General features: G+C 43.2%; 2 protein-coding genes. Both read left to right on the top strand.

Annotated elements, in window-relative coordinates; translation table 11 throughout:
- Nucleotides 1–20: 20 nt before the first annotated feature.
- A complete protein-coding gene (locus A3729_RS28470) occupies nt 21–338 on the top strand; it encodes an MGMT family protein (protein ID WP_068509027.1) in 318 nt (105 codons plus the stop codon).
- A gap of 235 nt (nt 339–573) precedes the next feature.
- The coding region (locus A3729_RS28465; RefSeq protein WP_156498203.1) for a PAS domain-containing protein at nt 574–1,165 on the top strand (592 nt) is incomplete at its 3' end.

The following is a 1,165-nucleotide window of genomic DNA, read 5'->3' as shown; positions in this document are numbered from 1 at the left end:
GACTAAGAATCTAACTCCCAATGGCAACAAACGAAAGTGAATGCAAGCAGGCTATACTGGCCTGCTTGGCGAGCATCCCCAGCGGGCAAGTCTGTTCTTACGGGAAAATAGCATCCCTGGCAGGGCACCCAGGCAAAGCACGTTACGTCGCCTACATATTAAAACAACTACCTAAAGACAGCCGCATTCCTTGGCACCGAATAATTAATGCTCAAGGAAAGTGCTCCTTCCCGATAGGCTCCGATAAGTTTCTGGAACAAACTTCACTGTTGGAAACAGAAGGCGTGCCTATGCCACTGAGCTCTACTTCTATGTGCCAATATCTCTGGCTTGGCTAAAAGACAATTCAAGTAACATTAAAATTTCACAGCGAAACACAGAAATATAGTCTAAATTTAAGTAGATTCACTTGAAATAGTCATGTGCCGGGTACTTAATGAGAACTCGACTCCTGCTTTCCTAGGTTAAAAAGCATTTTCAGCACGCACTCTAAAGTGAAGTAGAGATAACCTTGTAACATAGAAAATTAATGACTCTACGTTCATTAAGTAACATGCAGTACAAACGAAAGCTATGAAGTACCATAAACTCATTCTAGAGCAGATCGAAAAGCACCTATCAGAAGTGCCGGATGACCCTCGCATTACTGCATTTTTGAATGCCGTACATAATAGTTATGTCGAAGCTGATGAACAAAGAACAACCCTCGAGCGCTCCGTTCAACTGTCAGCAAAGGAACTCATTACACGCAATAAAGAACTAGAGCGCCAAGTTACAGAACTTAAGATAACCCAGAGTGCGCTTAAAGAATCTCATTCACTATTGCATGCAAGTTTAGAGTCGAGCCATGAAGCTCTATTAGTGCTCGATCTGGAAGGTAGAGTCAGACTCTACAACCCAAATTTCTGTGAGATGTTCCGTATCGACCCTGAAGAAAAGAACATCAACCATATAGCAGACTTTCTAAAAGAAACAGAAACCCTCATCAGCGAGCCAAACTCACTGACAGCCGAGTTTAAATTCAGCCTCGAGACTCCCAAAGAGCAGCGTCTGTGTGAAATAAAAACACTAAAGGGTCGAACTATTGAGGCATATTCCAACCCCCAGACGAAAAACAACTCTGGCGAGATTATTGGCCTGGCTTGGAGCTTTAGGGATATCAGCG

The organism is Oleiphilus sp. HI0043, assembly GCF_001634935.1.
This window is presented reverse-complemented; position numbering and strand designations above follow the sequence as displayed.

Coding starts and splice junctions, on each gene's coding strand:
- A3729_RS28470 (WP_068509027.1), top strand. CDS start 21: ATGGCAACAAACGAAAGTGAATGCAAGCAGGCTATACTGGCCTGCTTG.